The sequence below is a fragment of the Bacillus sp. P4_D3 genome, assembly GCF_056401855.1.
Genome location: NZ_JBFUIN010001200.1, coordinates 1 through 685, shown reverse-complemented (window position 1 = coordinate 685; position 685 = coordinate 1). Strand labels below are relative to the sequence as shown.

The 685-nt window shown below is 42.0% G+C and carries 1 protein-coding gene; it reads left to right on the top strand.

The window, feature by feature from the left end:
* Window positions 1–685: FGGY family carbohydrate kinase (locus AC1DTM_RS30280; protein ID WP_477001679.1), on the top strand; the 685-nt coding region annotated here is incomplete at both ends.

Here is a 685-nt window from a genome sequence, read left to right as displayed (position 1 = left end):
GTCTTACTCTAGCCTTTTCTCCAAAAGTAAATGAAGCTGGTACAGTTATCGGGAATATCACAAAACGAAGTGCTGAATTAACAGGATTACATGAAGGAACACCGGTCGTTGCTGGCGGCGGAGATGCACAAATGGCATCGCTCGGAACTGGAGTTGTAAAGCCTGAACAAACATTTATATGCGGGGGCAGTTTTTGGCAACAAGAAGTAAATATTACAAAACCAGAAACTGATCCAAATGCGGCGATTCGTGTTAATTGCCACGTCATTCCTAACCTATGGCAATACGAAACAATTGCTTTCTTCCCTGGCCTTGTTATGAGGTGGTTTCGAGATGCCTTTTGCCATGAAGAAAAACGGCTCGCTGAAAAACTCGGTGTAGATGCTTATGAATTAMTAGAAGAACAAGCGAAAGAAGTTCCTGTAGGCTCACATGGCATAATCCCCACTTTTTCAAATGTAATGAATTATATTTCTTGGCGACATGCTGCACCATCCTTTTTAAATTTAAGTTTAGATGCTGAAAAATGCGGTAAGAAAGAAATGTTCCGCGCAATTGAAGAGAATGCCGCCTTCGTTACACTCGGCAACTTGAAATTAATAGAAGCTCTCACAGGTAATTTCCCTTCTGAAGTAACCTTTGCTGGCGGCGCTGCTAAAGGTAAACTTTGGCCACAAATACTAGC